At 70.1% G+C, this 21,036-nt stretch carries 18 protein-coding genes and 1 riboswitch; of the genes, 9 read left to right on the top strand and 9 right to left on the bottom strand.

The genetic code is table 11. From position 1 onward, the window contains the following. Positions 1 to 2: 2 nt before the first annotated feature. Together AB0K21_RS06730 and AB0K21_RS06725 are read left to right on the top strand one after the other, a co-directional pair. Positions 3 to 590, top strand: coding sequence for an alkaline shock response membrane anchor protein AmaP (locus AB0K21_RS06730; RefSeq protein ID WP_364148432.1), 588 nt, complete (start codon positions 3 to 5; stop codon positions 588 to 590). Positions 591 to 640: 50 nt separating this feature from the next. Continuing rightward, complete coding sequence (locus tag AB0K21_RS06725; protein ID WP_343969902.1) at positions 641 to 1,036, top strand: antibiotic biosynthesis monooxygenase; 396 nt, start codon at positions 641 to 643, stop codon at positions 1,034 to 1,036. Positions 1,037 to 1,100: 64 nt separating this feature from the next. Here AB0K21_RS06725 and AB0K21_RS06720 read toward each other — a convergent pair whose 3' ends face one another. Next, a complete protein-coding gene (locus AB0K21_RS06720; protein ID WP_343969905.1) occupies positions 1,101 to 1,697 on the bottom strand; it encodes an HD domain-containing protein in 597 nt (198 codons plus the stop codon). 215 nt (positions 1,698 to 1,912) lie between these two features. Here AB0K21_RS06720 and AB0K21_RS06715 point away from each other — a divergent pair, with 215 nt between their 5' ends. After that, positions 1,913 to 3,592, top strand: coding sequence for a heparinase II/III family protein (locus AB0K21_RS06715; RefSeq protein ID WP_364148428.1), 1,680 nt, complete (start codon positions 1,913 to 1,915; stop codon positions 3,590 to 3,592). Positions 3,593 to 3,692: 100 nt separating this feature from the next. Here the strand turns inward: AB0K21_RS06715 and cimA are convergent, their stop codons facing one another. Beyond that, positions 3,693 to 5,267, bottom strand: a complete 1,575-nt coding sequence (cimA, locus tag AB0K21_RS06710) for a citramalate synthase (RefSeq protein WP_343969911.1) — start codon at positions 5,265 to 5,267, stop codon at positions 3,693 to 3,695. Positions 5,268 to 5,544: 277 nt separating this feature from the next. Here cimA and AB0K21_RS06705 point away from each other — a divergent pair, with 277 nt between their 5' ends. Both AB0K21_RS06705 and AB0K21_RS06700 read left to right on the top strand, forming a co-directional pair. After that, entirely contained in the window at positions 5,545 to 6,198 is a 654-nt protein-coding gene (locus tag AB0K21_RS06705; protein ID WP_343969914.1) for an O-methyltransferase, read from the top strand. Between the two features lie 115 nt (positions 6,199 to 6,313). Next, the gene (locus AB0K21_RS06700) at positions 6,314 to 6,889 is read left to right on the top strand and encodes a Uma2 family endonuclease (RefSeq protein WP_364148426.1); all 576 of its coding nucleotides are present in this window, start codon (positions 6,314 to 6,316) and stop codon (positions 6,887 to 6,889) included. 206 nt (positions 6,890 to 7,095) lie between these two features. Here AB0K21_RS06700 and AB0K21_RS06695 read toward each other — a convergent pair whose 3' ends face one another. Continuing rightward, positions 7,096 to 8,190 carry a branched-chain amino acid aminotransferase gene (locus AB0K21_RS06695; protein ID WP_343969920.1) on the bottom strand — a complete coding sequence of 365 codons (1,095 nt, stop codon included), beginning with the start codon at positions 8,188 to 8,190 and terminating at the stop codon, positions 7,096 to 7,098. 172 nt (positions 8,191 to 8,362) lie between these two features. After that, positions 8,363 to 9,409: a 3-isopropylmalate dehydrogenase gene (locus tag AB0K21_RS06690; protein ID WP_343969923.1), complete on the bottom strand. Its 1,047-nt coding sequence runs from the start codon at positions 9,407 to 9,409 to the stop codon at positions 8,363 to 8,365. Between the two features lie 141 nt (positions 9,410 to 9,550). Beyond that, positions 9,551 to 9,781, top strand: a riboswitch (cyclic di-AMP (ydaO/yuaA leader). 14 nt (positions 9,782 to 9,795) lie between these two features. Here AB0K21_RS06690 and AB0K21_RS06685 point away from each other — a divergent pair. After that, entirely contained in the window at positions 9,796 to 10,365 is a 570-nt protein-coding gene (locus tag AB0K21_RS06685; RefSeq protein ID WP_364148421.1) for a C40 family peptidase, read from the top strand. A 469-nt stretch (positions 10,366 to 10,834) separates the two neighbouring features. Here the strand turns inward: AB0K21_RS06685 and serA are convergent, their stop codons facing one another. Beyond that, on the bottom strand, positions 10,835 to 12,424 hold the full coding sequence (gene serA, locus AB0K21_RS06680) for a phosphoglycerate dehydrogenase (protein WP_343969929.1): 1,590 nt from the start codon (positions 12,422 to 12,424) through the stop codon (positions 10,835 to 10,837). A gap of 230 nt (positions 12,425 to 12,654) precedes the next feature. Here serA and AB0K21_RS06675 point away from each other — a divergent pair, with 230 nt between their 5' ends. Then, positions 12,655 to 13,509, top strand: a complete 855-nt coding sequence (locus AB0K21_RS06675) for a hypothetical protein (RefSeq protein ID WP_343969932.1) — start codon at positions 12,655 to 12,657, stop codon at positions 13,507 to 13,509. A 51-nt stretch (positions 13,510 to 13,560) separates the two neighbouring features. Here the strand turns inward: AB0K21_RS06675 and AB0K21_RS06670 are convergent, their stop codons facing one another. Genes AB0K21_RS06670 through AB0K21_RS06660 form a run of 3 tightly spaced genes read right to left on the bottom strand, consistent with a single transcriptional unit; the run spans position 13,561 to position 17,461 of the window. After that, positions 13,561 to 16,182 (bottom strand): FtsX-like permease family protein, encoded by a 2,622-nt coding sequence (locus tag AB0K21_RS06670; RefSeq protein ID WP_364148417.1) that lies wholly within the window; start codon positions 16,180 to 16,182, stop codon positions 13,561 to 13,563. Further along, complete coding sequence (locus AB0K21_RS06665) at positions 16,179 to 16,937, bottom strand: ABC transporter ATP-binding protein (RefSeq protein ID WP_364148414.1); 759 nt, start codon at positions 16,935 to 16,937, stop codon at positions 16,179 to 16,181. The genes AB0K21_RS06670 and AB0K21_RS06665 overlap by 4 nt, the downstream gene beginning before the upstream one ends. Next, entirely contained in the window at positions 16,934 to 17,461 is a 528-nt protein-coding gene (locus AB0K21_RS06660; RefSeq protein WP_343969941.1) for a PadR family transcriptional regulator, read from the bottom strand. Before AB0K21_RS06660 ends, AB0K21_RS06665 begins: the two co-directional genes overlap by 4 nt. Positions 17,462 to 17,549: 88 nt before the next feature. Here AB0K21_RS06660 and AB0K21_RS06655 point away from each other — a divergent pair, with 88 nt between their 5' ends. Beyond that, on the top strand, positions 17,550 to 18,098 hold the full coding sequence (locus tag AB0K21_RS06655; protein WP_343969944.1) for a DUF1707 and FHA domain-containing protein: 549 nt from the start codon (positions 17,550 to 17,552) through the stop codon (positions 18,096 to 18,098). 135 nt (positions 18,099 to 18,233) lie between these two features. On the opposite strand, the gene AB0K21_RS06650 is transcribed toward AB0K21_RS06655, so the two are convergent. Further along, positions 18,234 to 19,616 (bottom strand): MFS transporter, encoded by a 1,383-nt coding sequence (locus AB0K21_RS06650; RefSeq protein ID WP_343969947.1) that lies wholly within the window; start codon positions 19,614 to 19,616, stop codon positions 18,234 to 18,236. Between the two features lie 334 nt (positions 19,617 to 19,950). On the opposite strand from AB0K21_RS06650, the gene AB0K21_RS06645 reads away from it, so the two are divergent. After that, positions 19,951 to 20,835 (top strand): CAP domain-containing protein, encoded by an 885-nt coding sequence (locus AB0K21_RS06645; protein ID WP_364148409.1) that lies wholly within the window; start codon positions 19,951 to 19,953, stop codon positions 20,833 to 20,835. The last annotated feature ends 201 nt before the right edge of the window (positions 20,836 to 21,036 follow it).

The raw sequence follows: 21,036 nt of genomic DNA, 5'->3' as shown, positions 1-21,036 counted from the left end.
CCATGGACGACAAGACCGCCCGGGGCAACCGGCTGGGGCTGCTGCTCGTGGGACTGGCGCTGATGGCCCTGAGCGCCCTGGTGATGGCGCGCGGCGCGGGGGCGTTCCCTCCGGCCGTGGCCTCCGCCCGCGGACCGCTCGTGGACGCCCAGACGCGTGCGGCGTTCGCCCGCTACGACCCGTGGTTGTGGTGGGTGGTCGCCGCGGCGGCGATAGTGCTCGCGCTGTTCGGCCTGCGCTGGCTGCTGGTCCAGGGACGCAGCCGGAGGCTGAGCGGCATCCGCCTGGACGGCGGTCCCGCCGGGATCACCGAGGTGGACGCGCACAGCGTGACCGACGCGGCGGCCGCCGAGGCTGGCTCGCATCCCTCGATCATCGGCGCCACCGCCGCGATGACCGGCACGAGCGAACACCCCGCCGTACGGATGCGGGTGGCGATCGTCGAGGACGCGCCGATGAGCGCGGTCCGCGAGCAGCTGAGCGGGGTGGTCATCCCGCACATGCGCCAGACCCTGGAGACCGAGCGCATACCCGCCGTCGCCCGGGTGAGCCTGGGGGACGCGCCGCACCCCCGCAGGACCGTCACCTGACGGAGCGCCGCATAGGGTGATCGGGGAAACCAACGCTTCGAGGAGACGATGTGCCTTCGGTCGTGAAGATAAACGTGCTGACGGTGTCCGCGGAGATGCGCGAGGAACTGGAGCGCCGCTTCTCGGGACGGGCGGGAGTGGTCGAGTCCGCGGACGGGTTCGAGTGGTTCGAACTGCTCCGCCCGGTGGACGGCACCGACCGCTACCTGGTCTACACCCGCTGGCGTTCCGATGAGGACTTCAAGCGCTGGACCGAGAGCCAGGCCTTCCAGCGGGGTCACGCCCAGGCCACCGCCGAGGCCGGCCAAGGCCAGGGTCACGGGCACGGGCAGGAGGCGGCCGGCCCGGCCCAGGGGCACGGCCACGGGCAGGGCCCGGCGGCCTCCGGGGCCGAGCTGTGGTCGTTCGAAGTCGTACAGAGCACCGGGCCCGCGCCCGGAGCCTGATCGCTCGCCGAAGGGCGCCCGGCCGGCCCCGCTCCCCTCGTTTCCGGGAGCGGGGCCGGTGCGCTCAGCGGTCCAGGGGGTTGGCGGCGATCCGCTCGGCGATCCCCGAGCGGACGAACCGCCCGGCCAGGCTGTCCGGCTTGCGCGCGGCCTGGTCCGCGAAGCATCCGGCGAACTCCGGGCCGATCCCCAGCCTGGGGTAACGCTCAAGCACCTCGGCCCGGAGCCCGGCGGGGAAGTCCTCCGACCGCCGCCCGGAGATGTCCAGCCCGGTGGACAGTTCGAGCAGGTGCCCCTCGGGATCCGCCCCGGGGTCCACGCTGTCCCACATGTGGCGTACGACGATCTCCGACGCGCGCACGCGACGCTCGACGGGCCACCCGGCCCCGGCGGCGAAGACCCAGGCGACATGGCCTCCCGCCTCCTCGAACGGCACGGTGTGGCTGTCGAACTCCTTGACCAGGCCGATGTCGTGCATCATCGACGCGACGTACAGCAGCTCGGCGTCGAAGGCGATGTCGTTCATCGCACCGTAGGCCGCCGCCCACAGGTAGGCGCGCACGGAGTGGTTGAGCAGGGCGGGCGAGCAGTAGGCGGTCGCCACCTCCAGCGAGCCGCGGGCGGCCGGGGTGTCGGGGATCGCGATGTCGGCGAGTCTCATGCCGCTCAGCCTGCCGAAACGCGGCGGCGCCCGCGAGAGGCGGCCGGGACATCGACCGGCAGGATCAGGCCACGCGTGCCGGGAAACCTGGGAAACCTGGGAAACCCGCATCTAGTTGCTAACGATGTCCCGGAAGCACCCATCCCGACTTGACCGGTTTGGTGGGATTCGGACAGCATGATCCGCCCTCTTCGTTTGGCCCGGAAGGAACTGGCGTGCGCCGCCGCACACAAGCACTCGCTCTCTCCCTTGTCCTCCTGACGACCTGCGGCGCCACAGTCGGCACCGCGGAGGCACGGGAGGTAAAACGCACCGCCGAGTGTCAGGGGGACTGGCTGCCGGCCACGCCCACGGCGACGGACATCATGAACGGCGAGGTCGCCTTCCTCGACCTGGCCCCGGTGAAGATCGGCAAGAACGTCGACTGGCGCACCGACCCCTACCGGAACCGCTCCTGGAGCATGGTCTTCCACTCGCTGCGCTGGATGGGCCGTCTCGTCGCCGACTACGAGACGAACGGCAACGAGGCGTACCTGACACGGGCCGCCGAGATCGCCAAGGACTGGGTCGCCGACAACCCACGCGGCGGCGCGGGGGCCAGCCCGTACGCCTGGCAGGAGCACCCGATCGCGCTGCGCGCCCCCGCGCTGGTCTGCCTCAGCAAGCACGTCAACGAGTCGTGGCTCTCCCGCAGCCTGGCCGAGCACGCCAAGATGCTGTCGGACCCGAAGCTGTACGAGAAGGGCCACAACCACGGCATCGACCAGGACATCGCGCTGCTCGGCATCGGCTGCCGCTACGGCCGGGACCAGTGGTCCAGCCTCGCGATCAGGCGGCTCACCGAGACCGTGAAGCTCGACGTCGACTCCCAGGGCGCGCTGCGCGAGCAGGCCCCCCGCTACGCGATCTACGTCTACGAGCGGCTGAAGGTCGCGATGGAGAACATCAAGTCGTGCGGGCGGAAGGTGCCCGCCGACATCTCACGCCGCTGGGAGTCGCTGGAGGACTTCATCTCCCACTCCACCCAGCCCGACGGGTTCATGGTCCCGATCGGTGACGGCGGCGCGGACGTGCGGCCCGTCGGCTACTCCCACCCGAAGAAGACGGTGCGAGTGTTCGGCAACGGCTACGTCTACGGGCGCACCGCCTGGAACAAGCCCGAGTCGGCGTTCTACTCCATCCGCTTCGGGCCCGGCATGAAGTACCACGGCCACGAGGACCACCTGGGCGTGACCTACTACGCCCAGGGCCGCGACGTCCTGGTCGACGTCGGTTTCGACTCGTACGAGAACAGCGGCTACCGGCACTGGACGATGTCGGCCGAGGCGCACAACACCTCGGTCGTGTCCGGGGCCAGGTTCCGCGGCAAGACCGCCACCACCCTGAGCAGATCCTCGATCGGGTCCGAGCGGCAGAGCTACCGGCTGACCGACCGGGCCTACGGCGTGCCCAGGACCCGCTCGGTGCTCGTCAACCACGAACGGGACCTGATGGCCGTGCTGGACACGGTCCCCAAGGGCTCCTCGGTCCGCAACCTCTGGCACTTCTCCCGTGACCTGTCCACCGTCTCGAACAGCGGCGGCCAGGTCGTGGTGAAGGACAAGGCCGGCTGGAAGGCGACGCTCGTGCAGGTCTCGATGCCCTCCTGCAAGCCGGTCGGCGGGCTCAAGGTGGTCCGCGGCCAGAAGAACCCCTACCAGGGCTGGGTCTCCTCCGCCTACCTGCGGCGGCACCCCGCACCCGCGGTCGTCGCACCCGCCTCGGGCGACTCCGTGCTGACCGTGCTGGTGCCCGGCACCGACAAGCCGTCGCTCTCCTGCTCCGGCGGCAAGGTCAGCGTGGAGACCTCCGAGGGCCCGGTGAGTTTCCGCGTCGGCGGCGCCGACCTCTCCTGACGACCTCGCCCCCGGCGGGACCGACCTGGCCCGCCAGGTCGGGAGGGCGGTCCGGGGGGCACCCCCCGGACCGCCCTCCGGCTCTCTTTCGGGTGCCGCCTCAGCCGGTGTGGCCGGCGCGCAGCAGACCGTAGGTGACGGCCTGCTCCAGCGCCTGCCAGGACGCCTCGATGATGTTCTCGTCGACACCGACGGTGGACCACTCCCCGGCCGCGTCGCTGGAGGTGATCAGCACGCGCGTGACGGCGTCGGTGCCGTGCGTGCCCTCCAGGATGCGCACCTTGAAGTCGATCAGCTCGACCCCCGCCAGCTCGGGGTAGAGCCGCTCAAGTCCCTGCCGTACGGCCCGGTCGAGGGCGTTGACCGGGCCGTTGCCCTCGCCGGTGGCGACGATCCGCTCGCCCTTGGCGTGCAGCTTCACGGTGGCCTCGCTGACGACCTCGCCGCCGCGGGTCCGCTCGACGATCACCCGCCAGGACTCGACCTGGAAGTGGCGCCTGCGCTCGCCCGCGACGGTGTCGCGGAGCAGCAGTTCGAAGGAGGCGTCGGCGGCCTCGAAGGTGTAGCCCTTCGACTCCATCTCCTTGACCCGCGTCACCAGCTCCCGCGAGGTGTCGGCAGCCAGCTCGTAGCCCAGCTCGCGGCCCTTGAGCTCGACCGAGGCGCGTCCGGCCATGTCGGAGACGAGCATCCGCATGTCGTTGCCGACCTCGGCGGGGTCGATGTGCTGGTAGAGGTTGGGGTCGACCTTGATCGCGCTGGCGTGCAGCCCGGCCTTGTGCGCGAAGGCGGAGACCCCGACGTAGGGGGCGTGGGAGTTGGGGGTGACGTTGGTGACCTCGGTGATCGCGTGGGCGATCCTGGTCATGTCGGCCAGCGACTCCCTCGGCACCAGCTCGAACCCCCGCTTGAGCTGCAGGTTGGCCACGACCGTGAACAGGTTGGCGTTGCCCGAGCGCTCCCCGTATCCGTTGGCGCAGCCCTGCACGTGCGTCGCGCCCGCCCGCACCGCGGCCAGGGAGTTGGCGACCGCGCAGCCGGTGTCGTCGTGGCAGTGGATGCCGATCCTGGCGGACGTGCCGACGGCGGCCTGCACGACCTCGGCCAGCTCGTCGGGGAGCATGCCCCCGTTGGTGTCGCAGAGCGCGACGACCGAGGCCCCCGCCTCGGCGGCGGTGCGCAGCACCTCCAGCGCGTACGCCGGGTTGGACTTGTAGCCGTCGAAGAAGTGCTCGGCGTCGAGGAAGACCCGCTGCCCCTCCGTGTGCAGGTGGGAGACCGTGTCGCGGATCATCGCGAGGTTCTCCTCCAGGGTGGTGCGGAGGGCCAGTTGCACGTGCCGGTCGTGACTCTTGGCGACAAGGGTCACGACCGGCGCGCCGGATTCGCGCAGCGCGGCCACCAACGGGTCGTCGGCTGCCTTCACACCTGCCCGGCGGGTCGCGCCGAACGCGGCGAGCTGCGCGTGCTTCAGGTCGAGCTCTGTTTGAGCTCGCCGGAAGAACTCTGTGTCCTTGGGATTGGCCCCCGGCCAGCCACCCTCGATGAAACCGACGCCCAGGCCGTCCAGGTGACGCGCGATGGCCAGCTTGTCGGCCACCGTGAGGTTGAGCCCCTCCTGCTGGGCCCCGTCACGGAGGGTCGTGTCGTACACGTGGAAGCGGTCGTCGGCCATGTCGTTCTCCTTCGCGGTTCGATGATTCGCCGCGCGCTCATTCGGCTTCGAGAAACAAAAAAACCCCTCACGGACGTGAGAGGTCTGCGCGCTGGCGGTGTCCCTTTTCAGCCAGCGCGCCTGCCGATAATGAGCAGACCGTAGAACATGATGCTCTGGAGTCTGCCACACGCTGACAGCATCTGACACATCGATCTTAGGATTCGAGACTCGCGACCTGCCGACACGGCTCGGCTTCACCCCCCGCGACCATCTCCCACCGACCAGAATGGGGCTCATGAAGGCGACCTATCTCGACCCCGCCGTGGGGCAGTATCTGCTCGCGCACACCACCCTGCCCGACGACGTCCTCGACGCACTCGCCGTCGAGACCCGCGAGCTGACCGGCGACAGCGCGGGAATGCAGATCTCTCCCGACCAGGGGCGGTTCCTCACCATGATCGCCCAGATCGGCGGCGCCAGGAACGCGGTGGAGGTGGGCACCTTCACCGGCTACTCCTCCATCTGCCTCGCCCGCGGGCTCGCCCCCGGCGGCGGGCTCACCTGCTTCGACGTGAGCGAGGAGTGGACCGCGATCGCCCGGAGATACTGGGAGAAGACACAGGTCTCGGACCGCATCGAGCTGAGGATCGGCCCGGCGGCCGAGCGGCTGCACGAGCTCCCCGAGCATCCCGCGGTGGATCTGGCGTTCATCGACGCCGACAAGGTCAACTATCCCGTCTACTACGAGATCCTGATGTCGCGGCTGGCCCCCGGCGGGGTGATCCTCGTCGACAACACGCTGTGGAGCGGCCACGTCGCCGATCCCGCCAGGGACGACGAGACGGTCAGGCACATCCGCGAGTTCAACGACATGGTCAGCGCCGACGTGCGGGTCACCTCGATCATGCTCCCCATCGCCGACGGCCTCACCATGATTCGAAAGCACTGACGAGAACTTTTCCGAATCCGGGGCGGGCGGGAATCTTTCCGATTACTTTAAGCGACATGTCAAACACGTTGCGCCCACCTGCGCGGAGGGAAAGGATGACCCTGTGGGACTACTCATGGAAAGATCGATCGCCTACCAGATCACCGATCAGGGTGAGCTCGAGCGACTCTACCTGGAGCTCGTCGAGCGGTTCGAGAAGCATCGAATCGAGATCATCAACGGCCGGATCGTGGTGAGGGAGACGCCCACGATCGCTCACGCCGACGTCGTTTACCAGCTCATGGCCCAGCTCATACCGTTCTCCATGGAGAAAGGATGGCGCGTCTACCCGGAAGCCAGGCTACTCCTTCAGGTGCAGGCGGACCGCTTCGAACCCGACCTCATCGTCGTTCCCCCGAACCCTCGCCTCTGGGATCCCAGCCACGTGTACGCGAACGCCACGCTGCTGGTCGCAGAGGTCGTCTCCCCGAGCAGCGTTCACGATGACCATGTGGTCAAGCCGCGGGCCTGCGCGCTCGCAGGAGTTCCGCTCTACCTGGTGATCGACACCTTCGCGAACCGTTTCAGACTGCTCAGCCGACCGGGCCCTGAGGGTTACGCCGACGAGATCACTGAGTCGATCGGCAAGCCGCTTGAACTGCCTGCGCCGTGGAATCTCACGATCGACACCGGCAAACTGAGCGAAGGATAGACCCGCTCATGGAGGAGGCCCGGCCAGCTGGAGACCGGGCCTTCCCCCGTTGGGACCATCGCGGTGACCGACCGTAACGTATTGACCGGGTCTCTTCGCACCCCTTGGCGGCACCTGTGAGGCGACGTCGCAGTTCAGATGCCTGATGAGAGCCGACATCGCGGGTGACCGCCCGGATCGACCGAGGCCGTACCCGAAACGCGGGACTAGCAGATCTTGTGGACCCAGTTGTGCGGGTCCGGGCGGGAACCGTACTGGATGCCCACCAGCTCCTCGCGGATCCTCCCGGTGACCGGCCCCTGGGTGCCGTCACCGATCGTCCAGGCGCGGTCGGCGCCCTTGACCGAGCCGACCGGGGTGACCACCGCGGCGGTGCCGCAGGCGAAGACCTCGGTGAGCTCGCCCGACTCGCAGCCCCGCTGCCACTCCTCGATCGACAGCCGCCCCTCCTCCGCCCGCAGGCCGAGGTCGGCGGCCAGGGCGAGGATCGAGTCGCGGGTGATGCCCGGCAGCAGCGTGCCGGTGAGCGCCGGGGTCAGCAGGCGGTCGCCGTAGACGAAGAACAGGTTCATCCCGCCCATCTCCTCGACGTAGCGGTGCTCGCTCGCGTCCAGCCAGACCACCTGGTCACAGCCCTGCTCGACGGCCTGGCGCTGGGCCACGAAGGCCGCGGCGTAGTTGCCGCCGCACTTGGCGAAGCCGGTGCCACCGGGGGCCGCGCGGGTGTACTCGGTGGAGAGCCAGACGCTGACCGCCTGCCCGCCGCCGAAGTAGGCCGCCGCCGGAGAGGCGATCACCATGTACTTGTAGGTCCTGGAAGGGTAGTTGACCCCGAGCGCCGGCTGCGTGGCGATCATGAAGGGGCGCAGGTAGAGGCTGTGTCCGGGCGTGGTCGGCACCCACTCGCGGTCGGTCTGGACGAGCAGTTCCAGCGACTCGACGAACGTCTCCTCGGGCAGCTCGGGCATGGCCATCCGCAGTGCGGAGGTGTTGAAGCGGGCGGCGTTGGCCTCGGGGCGGAACGTCACGATCGCACCGTTCTGCTGGCGGTACGCCTTCATGCCCTCGAAGAGCTCCTGCGCGTAGTGGAAGACCGCGGTCGCGGGATCGAGGCTGAGCGGGCCGTACGGCATGAGCCGGGCGTCGTGCCAGCCCTCGCCCTCGGTGTAGTCGATCGAGATCATGTGGTCGGTGAAGACCTGGCCGAACCCCGGAGCCGCCATTACCTGCTCGCGCTCGGCCGCGGTGCGCGCGTGGTCGGAGAGCTGCACGTCGAAGCTGAGCTTCTGAGCGGTGGTCATGACGCGGATCCTTACCTTGGTGTCTGGCTTACCCTTGGGTCCATTGTGTGTTGGACCGGGTAACGGGAAACTACTGCATCCATGCCGAAAACCGGCAGTGCGTGGGAAACAAAAACGCGCCCGGCGGCTCGGAGGAGCCGCCAGGCGCGTCGGGGTCGAGGGGGCGGCTTCCTCAGCCGGCTACTCGCGCGGTGATGTCGTCACCGATCTCCTGGGTGGTCCGGCCGGCCCAGCCGGCCAGCCGCTCGAGCAGGTCGTCGGCGACGGCCTGCTCGACCCGGGCCGCCTCGTCGGCCAGGCCCAGGTGGTCCAGGAGCATGGCGACCGACAGGATCGTGGCGGTCGGGTCGGCCTTGCCCTGGCCCGCGATGTCCGGGGCGCTGCCGTGCACCGGTTCGAACATGCTCGGCGCGGTGCGGTCGGGGTTGACGTTGCCGCTGGCCGCCAGGCCGATGCCGCCGGCGATCGCCGCGCCGATGTCGGTGAGGATGTCACCGAAGAGGTTGTCGGTGACGATCACGTCGAAGCGCTCCGGCTGGCTGACGAAGAACATCGAGGCCGCGTCGACGTGGCAGTAGTCGGTCTGGACCTCGGGGTACTCCACGCTGATCCGGTCGAACGTGCGGGCCCAGAGGTCACCGGCGTAGGTGAGCACGTTGGTCTTGTGGACCAGCGTCAGCTTCTTGCGGGGGCGGGCCACCGCCTTCTCGAAGGCGTAGCGCACCACGCGCTCGACACCGTAGGCGGTGTTCAGCGACTCCTGGGTGGCGATCTCGTGCGGCGTGCCGCGGCGCATGACCCCTCCGGCACCGGCGTAGGGGCCCTCGGTGCCCTCCCGGACGACGATCATGTCGATGTCCTCGGGGCGGGCCTTGCCCAGCGGCGTCTCGACGCCGGGGAAGAGCTTGACCGGGCGGAGGTTCACATAGTGGTCGAGCTGGAAGCGGAGCTTGAGCAGCAGGTCGCGCTCCAGGATGCCCGGGGGCACGCTGGGGTCGCCGACCGCGCCGAGCAGGATCGCGTCGTATCCGCGTAGCTCGTCGAGCAGCGGGTCGGGCAGGGTCTCACCGGTCTCGTGGTAGCGCTTGGCCCCGAGGTCGTACGTGGTGGTCTCCACCTTGGTGCCGACCGCTTCGAGGACCTTCAGGCCCTCGGTGACGACCTCGACTCCGATCCCGTCCCCGGGGATGACCGCCAGGCGAATGTTACGCGAATCCATGCAGGCACCTTACCTGTCCGTCTCGGTGATCGAACACCGATCTCACCCTTCGGACGTGTCCGCACGTCCGCCCGTGTGATCACTTTGTCCTTTTTTGCTCCCTATTGACCGTTTCGTGAGGTTTCGTTATCGTCCTCCCCATTCACATTGATGCCTAATCCGTACGGACCATCCCCCTACCGGCCCGTACGGAGCCGGGGAACCACTTTTTTCGGGATCCACCGGGCCCCCGGGAACCTCGCTCCGCCCCGGAGCGCGTTCCCGGCTGCCATCACGGGATTCCTTGGGGCGAATCGGTGCGCTTTCGCGCCGTAGGGCGGCCTCCACGCCCGAGCCCGACAGCTCACCCGGCCGGCCTTATGGAAGGAATCATCCTGTCCGGCAAGATGTACTCTCGCGTCCTGTCCCTCCTCGTCTCAGGCGCCGCGGTGTTCGCGGCCTCGGCCATGGCGCCGACGGCGGCACTGGCCGCCTCCCCTCTCCCCTCCCCCGAGGCTCCCACGCTCGGCACCGTCAGGTTGAAGGCGGCACTGAAGAGCGCGGCCCCCAAGCCCGCCTGGCAGACGGCCGTCAAGTGGGCCATGTCCAAGCGCGGCACGCCCTACGTCTGGGGTGGCACCGGCAACGGCGGCTTCGACTGCTCGGGCCTGATGCTCCGCGCCTACGGCGCCGCCGGGATCAAGCTGCCCCGCGTCACCAACGACCAGTACGCCGCCTTCTCCAAGAAGATCGCCTGGAAGGACCTCAAGGCCGGTGACCTGGCCTTCTTCAGCGGTCTCGGCCATGTCGGCATGATCACCAGGCCCGGCTACATGGTCCACGCCCCGCGGAGCGGCGACGTGGTCAAGGAGGAGAAGCTCAGCGCCTGGCGCCGGTCCTCCTTCGTCGGCGCGGTGCGCCCCGATCCGCAGGGGGTCAGGTTGACCGAGCAGATCAAACTAGCGACCGACGGATGAGACACGCCGGCTGATCGGCCGAGGGAACCCCGTCGGCGCCGGGAACCGGTTCAGCGGATGGGAGAACCACCGTTGTCCCGGCGGTCCAGGGCGGTCTGGAGCGCCTCGGCGGCCTCGTCCTTGACCTCTTCGGCGTGGTTCCAGGGATACATGTCGTACATGGCGAATCTCGTCTCGGTCGGATGCGAGCAGGGCGATGGTCGAGACTCCGATCAGGGCTCCGACCAGGCCTGATGTCACGGGTCCGGATCACGGACCGGTGATCTGGGCGTGGCACCGGAGAGTCGCCGGCCCACCCCTGTCAGACCCCGTCGCGGCAGGTTGGGACCTGGCGCATTTCATCTCAGGCTACCTGGCGGCCGGAACGCCGTCTCGCCCGGCGTACACACTTCTCACATATCGAGACGAAAGGTGGCCGTCGCCCCGCGGTGCGGGGCGACGGCCACCTCGGTGAATCCTTTGCCTGCCGCTAGTCGGCCAGGTCGACCGAGCGGCCGCTGTCGGCGCCGATCTCCGCGCCGATCTGGTCGATCACGTCGGCCGGGATGGCGGTGTCGACGGTGAGTGCGATGAGGGCCTTGCCGCCCTTGACGTCCCGGGCCACCTGCATCGAGGCGATGTTGATCGAGTGGTCGCCGAGGATGCGGCCGACCACGCCGACGACGCCGGGGCGGTCGGTGTAGGTGAAGAACGACAGGTGGTCGGTCGGCTCGATCTCCATCTGGTAGCCGTTGACCTCGACGATCTTCGTGATCTGCCTCGGACCCGACAGGGTGCCGGAGACCGAGACCGCGCGGCCGTCGGCGAGGACGCCGCGGACCGTCACCACGTTGCGCCAGTCGGGGCTCTCCGCGCTGGTGACCAGCTCGACCGAGACGCCGCGGTCCTTGGCCAGCAGCGGGGCGTTGACGTAGGTGACGGAGTCCTCGACCACGTCCGTGAAGACACCCTTGAGCGCGGCCAGCTCCAGCACGCGGACGTCGTGGGCGGCGATCTCGCCGCGCACCTCGACGTCGAGCTTGGTGGCGACCTCGCCCGCGAGGGCCGTGAACACCCGGCCGAGCTTCTCGGCCAGCGGCAGGCCCGGCTTGACGTCCTCGGCGACGGCGCCGCCCTGGACGTTGACCGCGTCGGGCACGAACTCCCCGGCGAGGGCGAGCTTCACGCTACGCGCCACCTGGGTGCCGGCCTTCTCCTGGGCCTCGTGGGTGGAGGCGCCCAGGTGCGGGGTGACGACCACCTGGTCGAGTTCGAAGAGCGGGCTGTCGGTGACCGGCTCCTTCGGGAACACGTCGATGCCGGCACCGGCGACGCGGCCCTCCTTGATCGCGGAGTAGAGGGCGTTCTCGTCGATGATGCCGCCGCGGGCGACGTTGATGAGGCGGACGTTCGGCTTGACCGCGTGCAGTTCCCTGTCACCGATGAGGCCGATGGTCTCCTTGGACTTGGGCAGGTGCACCGTGATGAAGTCCGCCTCGCGCAGGGCCTCCTCCAGCGTGACCAGGCGGACGCCCATCTGCGCGGCGCGGGCCGGCTGCAGGTAGGGGTCGTAGGCGATCAGCTCGACGCCGAACGGCTGGAGGCGCTGCGCGACCAGCTGGCCGATCTTGCCGAGACCGAGGATGGCGACGACCTTCTCGTCGAGCTCCACGCCGGTGTACTTCGAGCGCTTCCACTCGCCGCCCTTGAGCGCGGAGTGCGCCTGGGCGACGTTGCGGGCGGAGGCGAGGATCAGCGCGACGGTGTGCTCGGCGGCGCTGGTGATGTTGGAGGTCGGCGCGTTGACGACCATGACGCCCGCCTTGGTGGCGGCCTCCACGTCGACGTTGTCCAGACCGACACCGGCGCGGGCGACGACGCGGAGCTTGGGCGCGTGGGCGATCGCCTCGGCGTCGACCTGCGTGGCGCTGCGCACGATGAGCGCGTCCACGTCGGCGAGCGCGGGCAGGAACTGGGCACGGTCGGCGCCGTCGGTGTGGCGGACTTCGAAGTCCGCGCCCAGGACCGCGAGACCGGCCTCGGAAAGTTCCTCGGCGACCAGTACGACGGGCTTGTTCACAGGCTGGATCCTTACTAGGCGGTGAGGGTGCACGGACCTCACGTAGTCTATCGACGCTTGTGAACGTATTCACGAGTGTCCCGAGATGCGAGACGCGACCGCCCCATGATCCAGCACGCCGGTACCCGCTCCTGACACATCCCATGCACCAAAATTCAAGTTGGTCTTGATCCTAAGAAAACTTCGCGATTACCCTGATAAGCCGTGGGTCACTACCTATCGTTCCTCATATGAGCATCGGGAACCCCGCTCTCGGCAACGTACTCGCGCAGCACGGCGAGCCACACCGGCTGCTGGCGGCGCTTGCCGAATGGGGACTCCTGGTCGCCGTGCGACCTGACCGCTCCGTCGTGCTCGGCACGACGCAGGCCGGTGAGCGTGTCCTGCTCGGATACACCTCGGCGGACACCTACGCGCGGCACCGTGGCAGCCACTCGCTGTCGGCGTGCGACGCCGACACAGTCCTCGACATCCAGCGGGTCACCGGCGTGCGGGAGATAGTGATCGACGCGGCGGGACCCGCGGCCGCAGCCGTACCGATCGAGGATCTCCAGCGGTACCTGCTCTCGAAGCGCAGCGGCCCCGCGCCCGTGCTGTCGAGCACGACGCCGACGGCGTACGCGACCGGGGCGATGGCCACGGTCTCGCGTCCCGCGCCGGCGCGCCCGCAGAGAACGCCGGTGCCCGCCGCGCCCGCCCAGCCGTGGATCCCCGCGCCCCGGCCCCACCTGTCGGGGCCGATGCAGATGGTGGATCCCGGCTACCGGCGGTGCGAGCACCCGATCCTGCCCGCGCTGCGCGCCGCGATCTCGTACCTGCTCGTCGACTACCCGCTCGTCCATCACGTGTGGATCTCCGAGGCCAGCACCTCCTCCGGCGCTCCGGGAATCATGCTGCACGTGAAGGTGCACATGTCGGCGGCCGAGGACGTGGTCAGGGACATCCATCGCGGGGTGCGCGCCCGGTTGCCGCAGCTCGCCGCGAGCGAGGCGCCGATCCTGATGGCCAGGGTCGCCGACGCCCGCAGCGAGCAGCGGATGATCGAACTGGGCGCCCACGTGGTCTGCGCCGACGTCACCGACTGAACCGGTCCGCGGGGCACGGGCGCTGAGCACCCGCCCCGCGGGCCGGCCCGGCTACCCCAGCCGCCGGGTCGGTGTCACCCTGGTCCTGGCGGACGCCATCGCGATCAGCGCCGCCAGCAGCGGCAGGCCGATGCCCACCACCAGCAGCGTCTGCCACGGCACGCTGAGAATGACGCCCAGCTTCTCGAACGGGACCCCGTTGAGTGCGATCTCACGCTCGGCGTCACGCCGCAGGCTCACCTGACTCGCCAGCGCGAGCCCGGGGACCAGCCCGGCGAGTAGTCCCAGGGGCACACCGAATCCGGCGACGACCGTCGCCTGCCCCGCCGCCACCAGCCTGCGTGTCAGGGGACGCGCCCCGACCGCCGAGAGCGTGTCGAGGTCGGGACGGGCGTCGGCCGCGGCCAGCCCGGAGGCGGTGAGCGTTCCGCCGAGCACCACCAGCGAGGCGAGGCCCGCCATGACCCACATGATTCCGGTGACCCTGTCGGCTCTGTTCCGCCGGACCCCTCGCTCGGTCTCGACCGCGACGTTGGGGGTGACGGCGCGCACCGGCCCGCTGAGCCGCTGCTCCTGCTCCGGGGTCAGCGATGCGACCGCCGGATCCACAAGCAGGTGGCTGAGCTTGGGGATGAACCCCGCCCTGGTGATCGCGGCGACCGGCAGCACACCGCGCACGTTGAACGGTCCCGGAACGGTGACCAGCACCGCGGGCACGGTGAGGACCTGCTCCTCCTGGTCGCTGCCATGTGTCCAGGTTCGGAGACGGAGCCTGCCGTCCCTGATCGCTTTCGGATTGAAGACCACGGCCTTCCCCTCCGCCAGCGCCGCCTCGGCCGCCCGGTCGGTGCGGCCCAGCAGGAGGCGGAGCAGGTCCGGCCCGCCCACGGGGATCTCGTTCAGCGGGCCCGTCGAGGTCATGCAGCGGTTGCAGTTGCCATCTCGCGCGCGGAAGTCCACCGTCCTGCCCTTGGCGTCGATGGGCCGGTAGGTCTCCACCAGCGGCACGCCGGGAAGCGTCCGATCGACGATCGGCCGGATCTCCTTCCAGGACTCCTCCGTCACGTCGTCGCCGTGGATCGCCGTGGTGCCCGTCGGATAGGCCGGCCGGTAGTACTCCTCCGACGCCCGCTCGCTGCTGGCGACGCCGACGGCGACCGTGCTGAACGCCGCCGCCGCGGCCAGCACCGCCACGACGGCGGGGGCCGTACGGCCGCGGTTGCGGGAGGCATCGCGGACGGCCAGCCGGAGGGGCAGCGGGAACCCTCCGGCCAGGCCGCCGATCCGCCGAATGAGCCAGGGCGTCACCATGACCAGGCCGAGCAGCCCGAGCACCGCGCCGAAAAGGACCACCGCGTCGGTCGACCGGACCCCGTAGACCATGGCCCCGGCCCCCGCTGTCAGCAGGACCAGCCCGAGCAGCGGCCATCCGGTCCGGTCACGCGCCTCGGCCCGCCGGCCGGCGAGTGCCGCGACCGCGTCGGCCCGGGCGGCCTGTACGGCGGGCACCACGGCCGCCGCCACCCCGCTGACCACGGCGAGCGCCGCGACCAGCACGATCTGCCCAAAGGGAATCTCGAACGCCCCAAGACCACCGGCCGGCCAGATCCCCGCCCAGGCCACGATCCCCCTGGCGACGGCGATCCCGAGGGCGGCTCCCAGCACGGCGGCGGCCAGGCCCAGGGTCAGCCCGTCGGCCAGCACGACCAGCCTGAGGTGGCGGGCCGAGCCGCCCTGGGCGGTGATGAGCGCGAGCTCCCTGCGCCGGCGCCGCAGGCCGACGGCGAAGGCGGGCCCGGCCAGCAGCACGACCTCCAGCACGGCCAGGGTCACCCCGGAAACGGCTGCCAGGACGCCGCTGCGCGTGCTGGTGGATCTCATCCTGGGCTCTTCGACCGCCTGGTCCGGACCGCCTCCCACGGGCGGCGGGTTCTCCAGCACCGCCCGCGACAGCACGGTCACCCCCGCCTGGTTGAACCGGCGCGTCTCGGTCCAGGTGACCGGCGCGGGAGCGTCCAGCAACCAGGACCGCTCGGCGTCGGTCACCCCCGAGCCGGGGTTCAGCGAGCCGGGCAGCCCGATGATCGCGCGCCTGCGGTTGCCCGGCTGCGAGACCACCGTTCCCACCACACGCTTGGGCACGTCGTCACGGGTGTAGCGGAGGGTCGAGCCCACGGCCGGCTCCATGGAGTCGGTGACGACCACCTCATCGGCGGCCTGCGGGTAGCCCCCCCGGACAAGCGGGAACATGGCACCCGCCATCGGGTCGCGCAGGTCGACCTCCAGGACCTGCGCGAAACCATAGGCGGTCCCCGTCCAGTATTCCGCTGAGCCGCTGTTCATCGGGATGATCCGGCTGCCGGGTCCGGCCAGGGCCAGGATCTCCGCCCGGGACCGTGGCGACCCACCGTCCTTTCGAGGTCGCCAGTCGTAGCCCGTCGCGTCCTGCCTGATCGGCCCGGCGGCCCCGGTGTCCGTCAGCTTGGCGTCGGCCGCACCCAGGTCCATGGTCAGCCGCTCCTCCGGCCGGAGGTTCTCGGTCGCGGAGAAGGTGAGCACGGCGGTGACCGCGAGGACGGGCAGGCCGATCATCACGATGATGAGCGCGCTACGCGCCTTCGCCCGGACGATGCTCCGGCGGGAGATCCGCAGTGCGGCGAGGAGGGCGCTCATGCCTCTCCTCCGCTCCGCGGCCCCGAGGTGGGGGTGCGTTCCGCGCTCAACCGGGCACTCTCCAGGGGCGTGGCGGTGGAGTCGGCGATCTCGCCGTCGCGCAGGAAGATCACTCGGTCGGCCCAGGCGGCGTAGCGGGGTTCGTGCGTGACGAGCAGCACGGTGGCCCCCGCGTCGCAGCGGGCGCGCAGCAGCTGGAGGATGTCGTCGCCGGTGGGGGTGTCGAGGGCGCCGGTGGGTTCGTCGGCCAGGATCAGCCGCCGCTCCCCGACCAGGGCACGGGCGATCGCCACTCGCTGGCGCTGGCCGCCGGAGATCTCGTCGGGGAAGCGGTCGGCGACGTCGGCCAGACCGACCTCGGCGAGGGCGTCCCCCGCCTCGCGGCGGGCCTGCCCGGCCCTGACGCCGTCCAGCTCGCGCGGGAGCATGACGTTCTCCGCCGCGGTCAGCGACGGGATCAGGTTGAGGTCCTGGAAGACGTAGCCGACATGGCGGCGGCGGAGCCCGGCGAGCCCCCCGGCGGTCATGCCGGAGAGCGGCGTGCCCGCCACCACGACCTCACCCGAGGTGGGCCGGTCCAGGCCGCCGGCGAGGTTGAGCAGAGTGGACTTGCCTGACCCCGACGGCCCCATCACCGCGACCAGCTCGCCTGCGGCGATGTCCAGGCTCACCTCCCGCAGCGCCGGTACGGCCTGCGGCCCGTCTCCGTGTACGCGGCTCACGTCCATGAGCCGTACGACCGGATCGAAACTCATTTCTGCTTCTCCTGCGTCTGGGGGGAGGCAGTGAGCACTGCCTCGCAGTGGTCGAGCCAGCGCTGCTCGGCCTCGGCCTGGAAGATCATCGAGTCGAGCACCAGCCGCTGGGCGGGACCCTCGACGTTCGCCCGCTTGGCTCGGACGAACTCCTGCAAGGTGCGCATGGTCGCGGTGCGCTGGGCCTGGATGATCGGCCGTATGTCCGCGGCGGCGGTGACCGCCATCGCGAGCTTGATGACCAGCTCGTCCCGAGGCCGGTCCGACTGGGCGACGGGGGTGCCGAACCATCGCTCCATCTCGGCCAGACCGGCCTCGGTGATCGAGTAGACGACCCGGCCCTGCTCGTCCTGCTCGCCGGGGCTCACCAGGCCGTCGCGTTCCATCCGGGAGAGCGTCGTGTAGATCTGGCCGATGTTGAGCGGCCAGGTCGCCCCCGTCGACGCCTCGAACTCGGCGCGCAACTGGTAGCCGTAGCGAGGTCCCTGGCTCAGCAGGGCGAGGAGCCCGTGTCGGATCGCCATGCATACTGAGTATGCATACTCAGTATGCCCGCTGCAAGAGATCTGCATATTCTGGACAGGTTCCACCCTTGGGGCCGATACTCGGAGGATGAGCTCGACGCATCCCCCGTCCCGCGCCTCCGACGGGGATCGCGATCGTGCGATCAACGAGCTCCGTGACCGTGCTGTCGAGGGGCATCTGTCGCACGACACGTTCCTCGGCCGCGTCGACATGGCCCTGCGTGCGCGCAATCAGGGCGAACTCGACAATCTCGTCGCCGACCTGCCGCAACGCGGCCGGTTCCGCCGCATGGTCACCGAGGTCGTCGCCTCGGCCTCCGACTTCACCAAGCGGGTGGAGTCGGCCTGGCGGCGTCCCAGGCTGCCCAGGCTGGCACTGCCCGCCGACGACCGGACCCGCTACGTGGTGGGCCGGGGCTCCGCCTGCGACCTGGTCCTCGCCGACCTGACCGTCTCCCGGGTGCACGCCGAGCTCCGCCGCGACGAGGACGGCTGGGTCCTCGTCGACCTCGGCTCGTTGAACGGCACCCGGCTGAACGACTGGCGCCTGGTGGGCCCGGCGAAGGTCCGGCCGGGCGACGTCGTCTCCTTCGGCGACTGCGGCTTCCTGATGATCACGCCTCAGCTGCTGTCATGACCTCGCGGCCGAAAGCGCTCAGCGGAGCCGGAGCCCGGGGGCTCCCGGCGGACGCTCCCTGAGGGGTGCTCCGAACGGCTGCCCTCGACCTCACACCATGATCACCCCGAGGCCGTTCCTGCCCCTGGCCGCGCCTCAGCCGTTCTGGGTCTCTGTCGCTCCGGTCTCGGCCGCCCCCGCCCCGGCCTTCCTGAGTTTCTCCGCGGTCAGGGTGTAGCGCGTGGTCAGCACGATGCTGACCACCATCAGCAGCGCGGGCAGCAGCGTCGTGCCGTACAACACGGCCGTGGTCGCCGACTCGGGCTGCGCGACCGGCGTGGCGGGGTCGGACTCCACGAACCCGGTCGCACCGAGCAGCCAGCCGAGGATGAACGCGCCGAACGCGAAGACCACGGTCTCGGCGGCGGTCCACAGCCCGGTGAACACTCCGGCACGCCGCTTTCCGGTGACCAGCGTGTCGTGGACGATCACGTCCGAGAGCATCGAGAACTGCAGCAGCTGGAACCCCGCGTAACCGATGCCGACGAGAAGCACGCAGGCGTGCGCGTACGCCGAGCCGAGCGGTCCGGAGAAGGCCATCCCGACGGTGCCCACCGTGAACAGCGCCGACGACAGGATCATCGCCCCGCGCTTGTCGTAACGCTTGGACAGCCAGACCCAGAGCGGCATGGTGATCAGCAGCGGGCCGACGATGCCCAGGAAGAGCGTGGTGGTCGCCGCCGGATCACCCAGCGTGTAGGTGGCGAAGTACGGTGAGCCGGCCAGCATGATCCCGGCCGCGAGCATCTGGGCGCAGCTCAGGCCGAGCAGCACCATGAACGTCCGGTTCGAGCGGGCGGCGGTGAACTGGGCGCCGAGCGACGACTCCGCCTCGGCCCGCGCGACCATCGGGGCGCGGGCCGTGCCGAAGAAGGCGGCGAGCATCGACAGCAGCAGCACCCCGCCGACGACCAGCCCCATGGTCCGGTAGCCGGAGACCTCGGTGCCCGCGATCATCGGCGCGACGGCCCCGGAGAGCAGGATCCCCAGGCCGACGAAGACCATCTTCCACTGCAGCAGGGAGGAGCGCTCGTGGTAGTCGTCGGTCATCTCCGCAGGCATGGCCTTGTACGGCACCTCGTAGAAGGCGTAGGCCGTCGCGGTGAGGAAGTAGCAGAGGCCGACGTACAGCGCGGCGGACAGGCCGGTGAGCGGAGGGCCCGCGAAGGTGAGTGTGAAGGTCACCGGCAGGGTGAGCGCGCCCAGCAGCATCCACGGGCGGCGGGCCCCGAAGCGGGAGACCGTCCGGTCGGAGCGCTGGCCCACCCAGGGGTTGATGAACATGTCCCAGAGCTTGGGGAGGAAGGCCACCACCCCGGCGATCCAGGCGGGAACCGCCAGCACGTTCGTCATGTAGAAGAGCAGCAGCAGGCCGGGGACGGTGGAGAAGGTCGCGGTGCAGATTGAGCCGACACCGTAGCCGATGCGCACGCCGCGCGGCACGGTGACGACGGCGGGTGAGGGCGCCGGGGAGATCATGCCACATTCAATCGCAGCGAGTGACCGCTTGGTAGGCCCAGGGAACGTGAATATTTTACCTTCCCCGCCGGGGAGCCCCCTTCGCCTCACCCGGCCCAGTCGATCTTCATACCGGCTGATGTGATGAATGTCCAGCTCAGGCAGGCCACAAAGGGACTTCCCGGGGGGGAGATGAGCCCCGACTTGGACCGGTGCATCGTCAGCCCCAGACGCCTATGTGATCACTCTGGTTTACCTGGAGCCCGCAATTAATGTCGGTAATGTGCTGACAAAGCCGACCCGCCCCCGACAGAATGCGGAACCGTCCAGCGTCTCACCAACTGGAGGAACCGACATGCGCAGACCACTAGGGGTACTGCTGTGCCTCGGGAGCCTGGCGGCCCTCAGCACGCCGATCGCCACCGCGCACGCCGCGTCCGCCCCCTTGGCCGAGTGTCGCGTGTACGCCGCCAAGCCCTACGTCACCGCGGCGGGACGGATCCAGGCCTCCGCCGCACGGCTGGGCTGCGACGACACCGCGCTGGTCCGCGTCCGCATCAAGCGCGCCGTGGCCGGCGCCGACCCGGTCGTCAAGAGCGCCTCCCTGCGCGGGACCAACGGGCGGGTGACCGTGAGACTGCGGTGCGCTCCCGGCGTCTACTACTCCGTCGCCACCGACTACCGGGGCAACGTCAGCCGTTCCAAGGCCGTCAGGCTCGCCTGCTCCCCCACGGCCACCCCGGCCCCGAACCCCACCTCCACCGCCCCGACCCCCGGCCCGGTCCCCACCCCGACGGCCACCACCAAGCCGACACCGGCTCCGACCTCCACCGCTCCCACCCCCGCACCGGGAGGGTCCACCACCTCCGAGGAGGTGGTGCGCCTGACCAACGCCGAACGACAGAAGGGCGGCTGCGCCCCGCTCGTCTCCGACCCCCGGCTGCGCTCGGCCGCGCAGGGCCACTCCGACGACATGGCGGCCAAGAACTACTTCAGCCACACCTCGCCTGACGGCACGGACATGACCGCCCGCATCAAGGCGAGCGGGTTCAGCCCGATGCGTGCCTGGGCGGAGAACATCGCGATGGGCCAGCGCACCCCTGCCGAAGTGGTGCGGGCCTGGATGAACAGCTCCGGTCACCGGGCCAACATCATGAACTGCGCCTACACCCATCTCGGAGTGGGCGTGGCCGACAGCTCACGCGGCATCTACTGGACCCAGAACTTCGCCAAGCACTGAGCATCACCGGGGACCGGATCCGGCCGCCCGGCCGGACCCGGCGTCCGACCGGCTCTCCCGCCCCGGCCAGGGTGGGAGAGCCGGTCGGCCATTCTCACCGGAACGGCCCGCGCCCCCGCGACGTGACCGTCGGCGGGCGCCTGGACCACACCGGGGCCGAGGTGCGGCCGTTCGACGAGGAGCAGGCCGTCGAGGTGGCCC

This window comes from Streptosporangium sp. NPDC049248 (assembly GCF_040678965.1).
Taxonomy (GTDB): Bacteria; Actinomycetota; Actinomycetes; order Streptosporangiales; family Streptosporangiaceae; genus Streptosporangium; species Streptosporangium fukuiense.
Note: the sequence above shows the minus strand (reverse complement) of the source record. Positions and strands in the feature narration are given on the sequence as shown.

Excerpts from the sequence above, each read along its gene's own strand:
- AB0K21_RS06670 (WP_364148417.1), bottom strand. The coding sequence starts at position 16,182 with ATGAGCGCCCTCCTCGCCGCACTGCGGATCTCCCGCCGGAGCATCGTC.
- AB0K21_RS06700 (WP_364148426.1), top strand. The coding sequence starts at position 6,314 with ATGGAAAGATCGATCGCCTACCAGATCACCGATCAGGGTGAGCTCGAG.
- AB0K21_RS06690 (WP_343969923.1), bottom strand. The coding sequence starts at position 9,409 with ATGGATTCGCGTAACATTCGCCTGGCGGTCATCCCCGGGGACGGGATC.
- AB0K21_RS06720 (WP_343969905.1), bottom strand. The coding sequence starts at position 1,697 with ATGAGACTCGCCGACATCGCGATCCCCGACACCCCGGCCGCCCGCGGC.
- cimA (WP_343969911.1), bottom strand. The coding sequence starts at position 5,267 with ATGGCCGACGACCGCTTCCACGTGTACGACACGACCCTCCGTGACGGG.
- AB0K21_RS06705 (WP_343969914.1), top strand. The coding sequence starts at position 5,545 with ATGAAGGCGACCTATCTCGACCCCGCCGTGGGGCAGTATCTGCTCGCG.
- AB0K21_RS06730 (WP_364148432.1), top strand. The coding sequence starts at position 3 with ATGGACGACAAGACCGCCCGGGGCAACCGGCTGGGGCTGCTGCTCGTG.
- AB0K21_RS06660 (WP_343969941.1), bottom strand. The coding sequence starts at position 17,461 with ATGGCGATCCGACACGGGCTCCTCGCCCTGCTGAGCCAGGGACCTCGC.
- AB0K21_RS06655 (WP_343969944.1), top strand. The coding sequence starts at position 17,550 with ATGAGCTCGACGCATCCCCCGTCCCGCGCCTCCGACGGGGATCGCGAT.
- AB0K21_RS06695 (WP_343969920.1), bottom strand. The coding sequence starts at position 8,190 with ATGACCACCGCTCAGAAGCTCAGCTTCGACGTGCAGCTCTCCGACCAC.
- AB0K21_RS06685 (WP_364148421.1), top strand. The coding sequence starts at position 9,796 with ATGTACTCTCGCGTCCTGTCCCTCCTCGTCTCAGGCGCCGCGGTGTTC.
- AB0K21_RS06665 (WP_364148414.1), bottom strand. The coding sequence starts at position 16,937 with ATGAGTTTCGATCCGGTCGTACGGCTCATGGACGTGAGCCGCGTACAC.
- AB0K21_RS06675 (WP_343969932.1), top strand. The coding sequence starts at position 12,655 with ATGAGCATCGGGAACCCCGCTCTCGGCAACGTACTCGCGCAGCACGGC.
- AB0K21_RS06645 (WP_364148409.1), top strand. The coding sequence starts at position 19,951 with ATGCGCAGACCACTAGGGGTACTGCTGTGCCTCGGGAGCCTGGCGGCC.
- AB0K21_RS06650 (WP_343969947.1), bottom strand. The coding sequence starts at position 19,616 with ATGATCTCCCCGGCGCCCTCACCCGCCGTCGTCACCGTGCCGCGCGGC.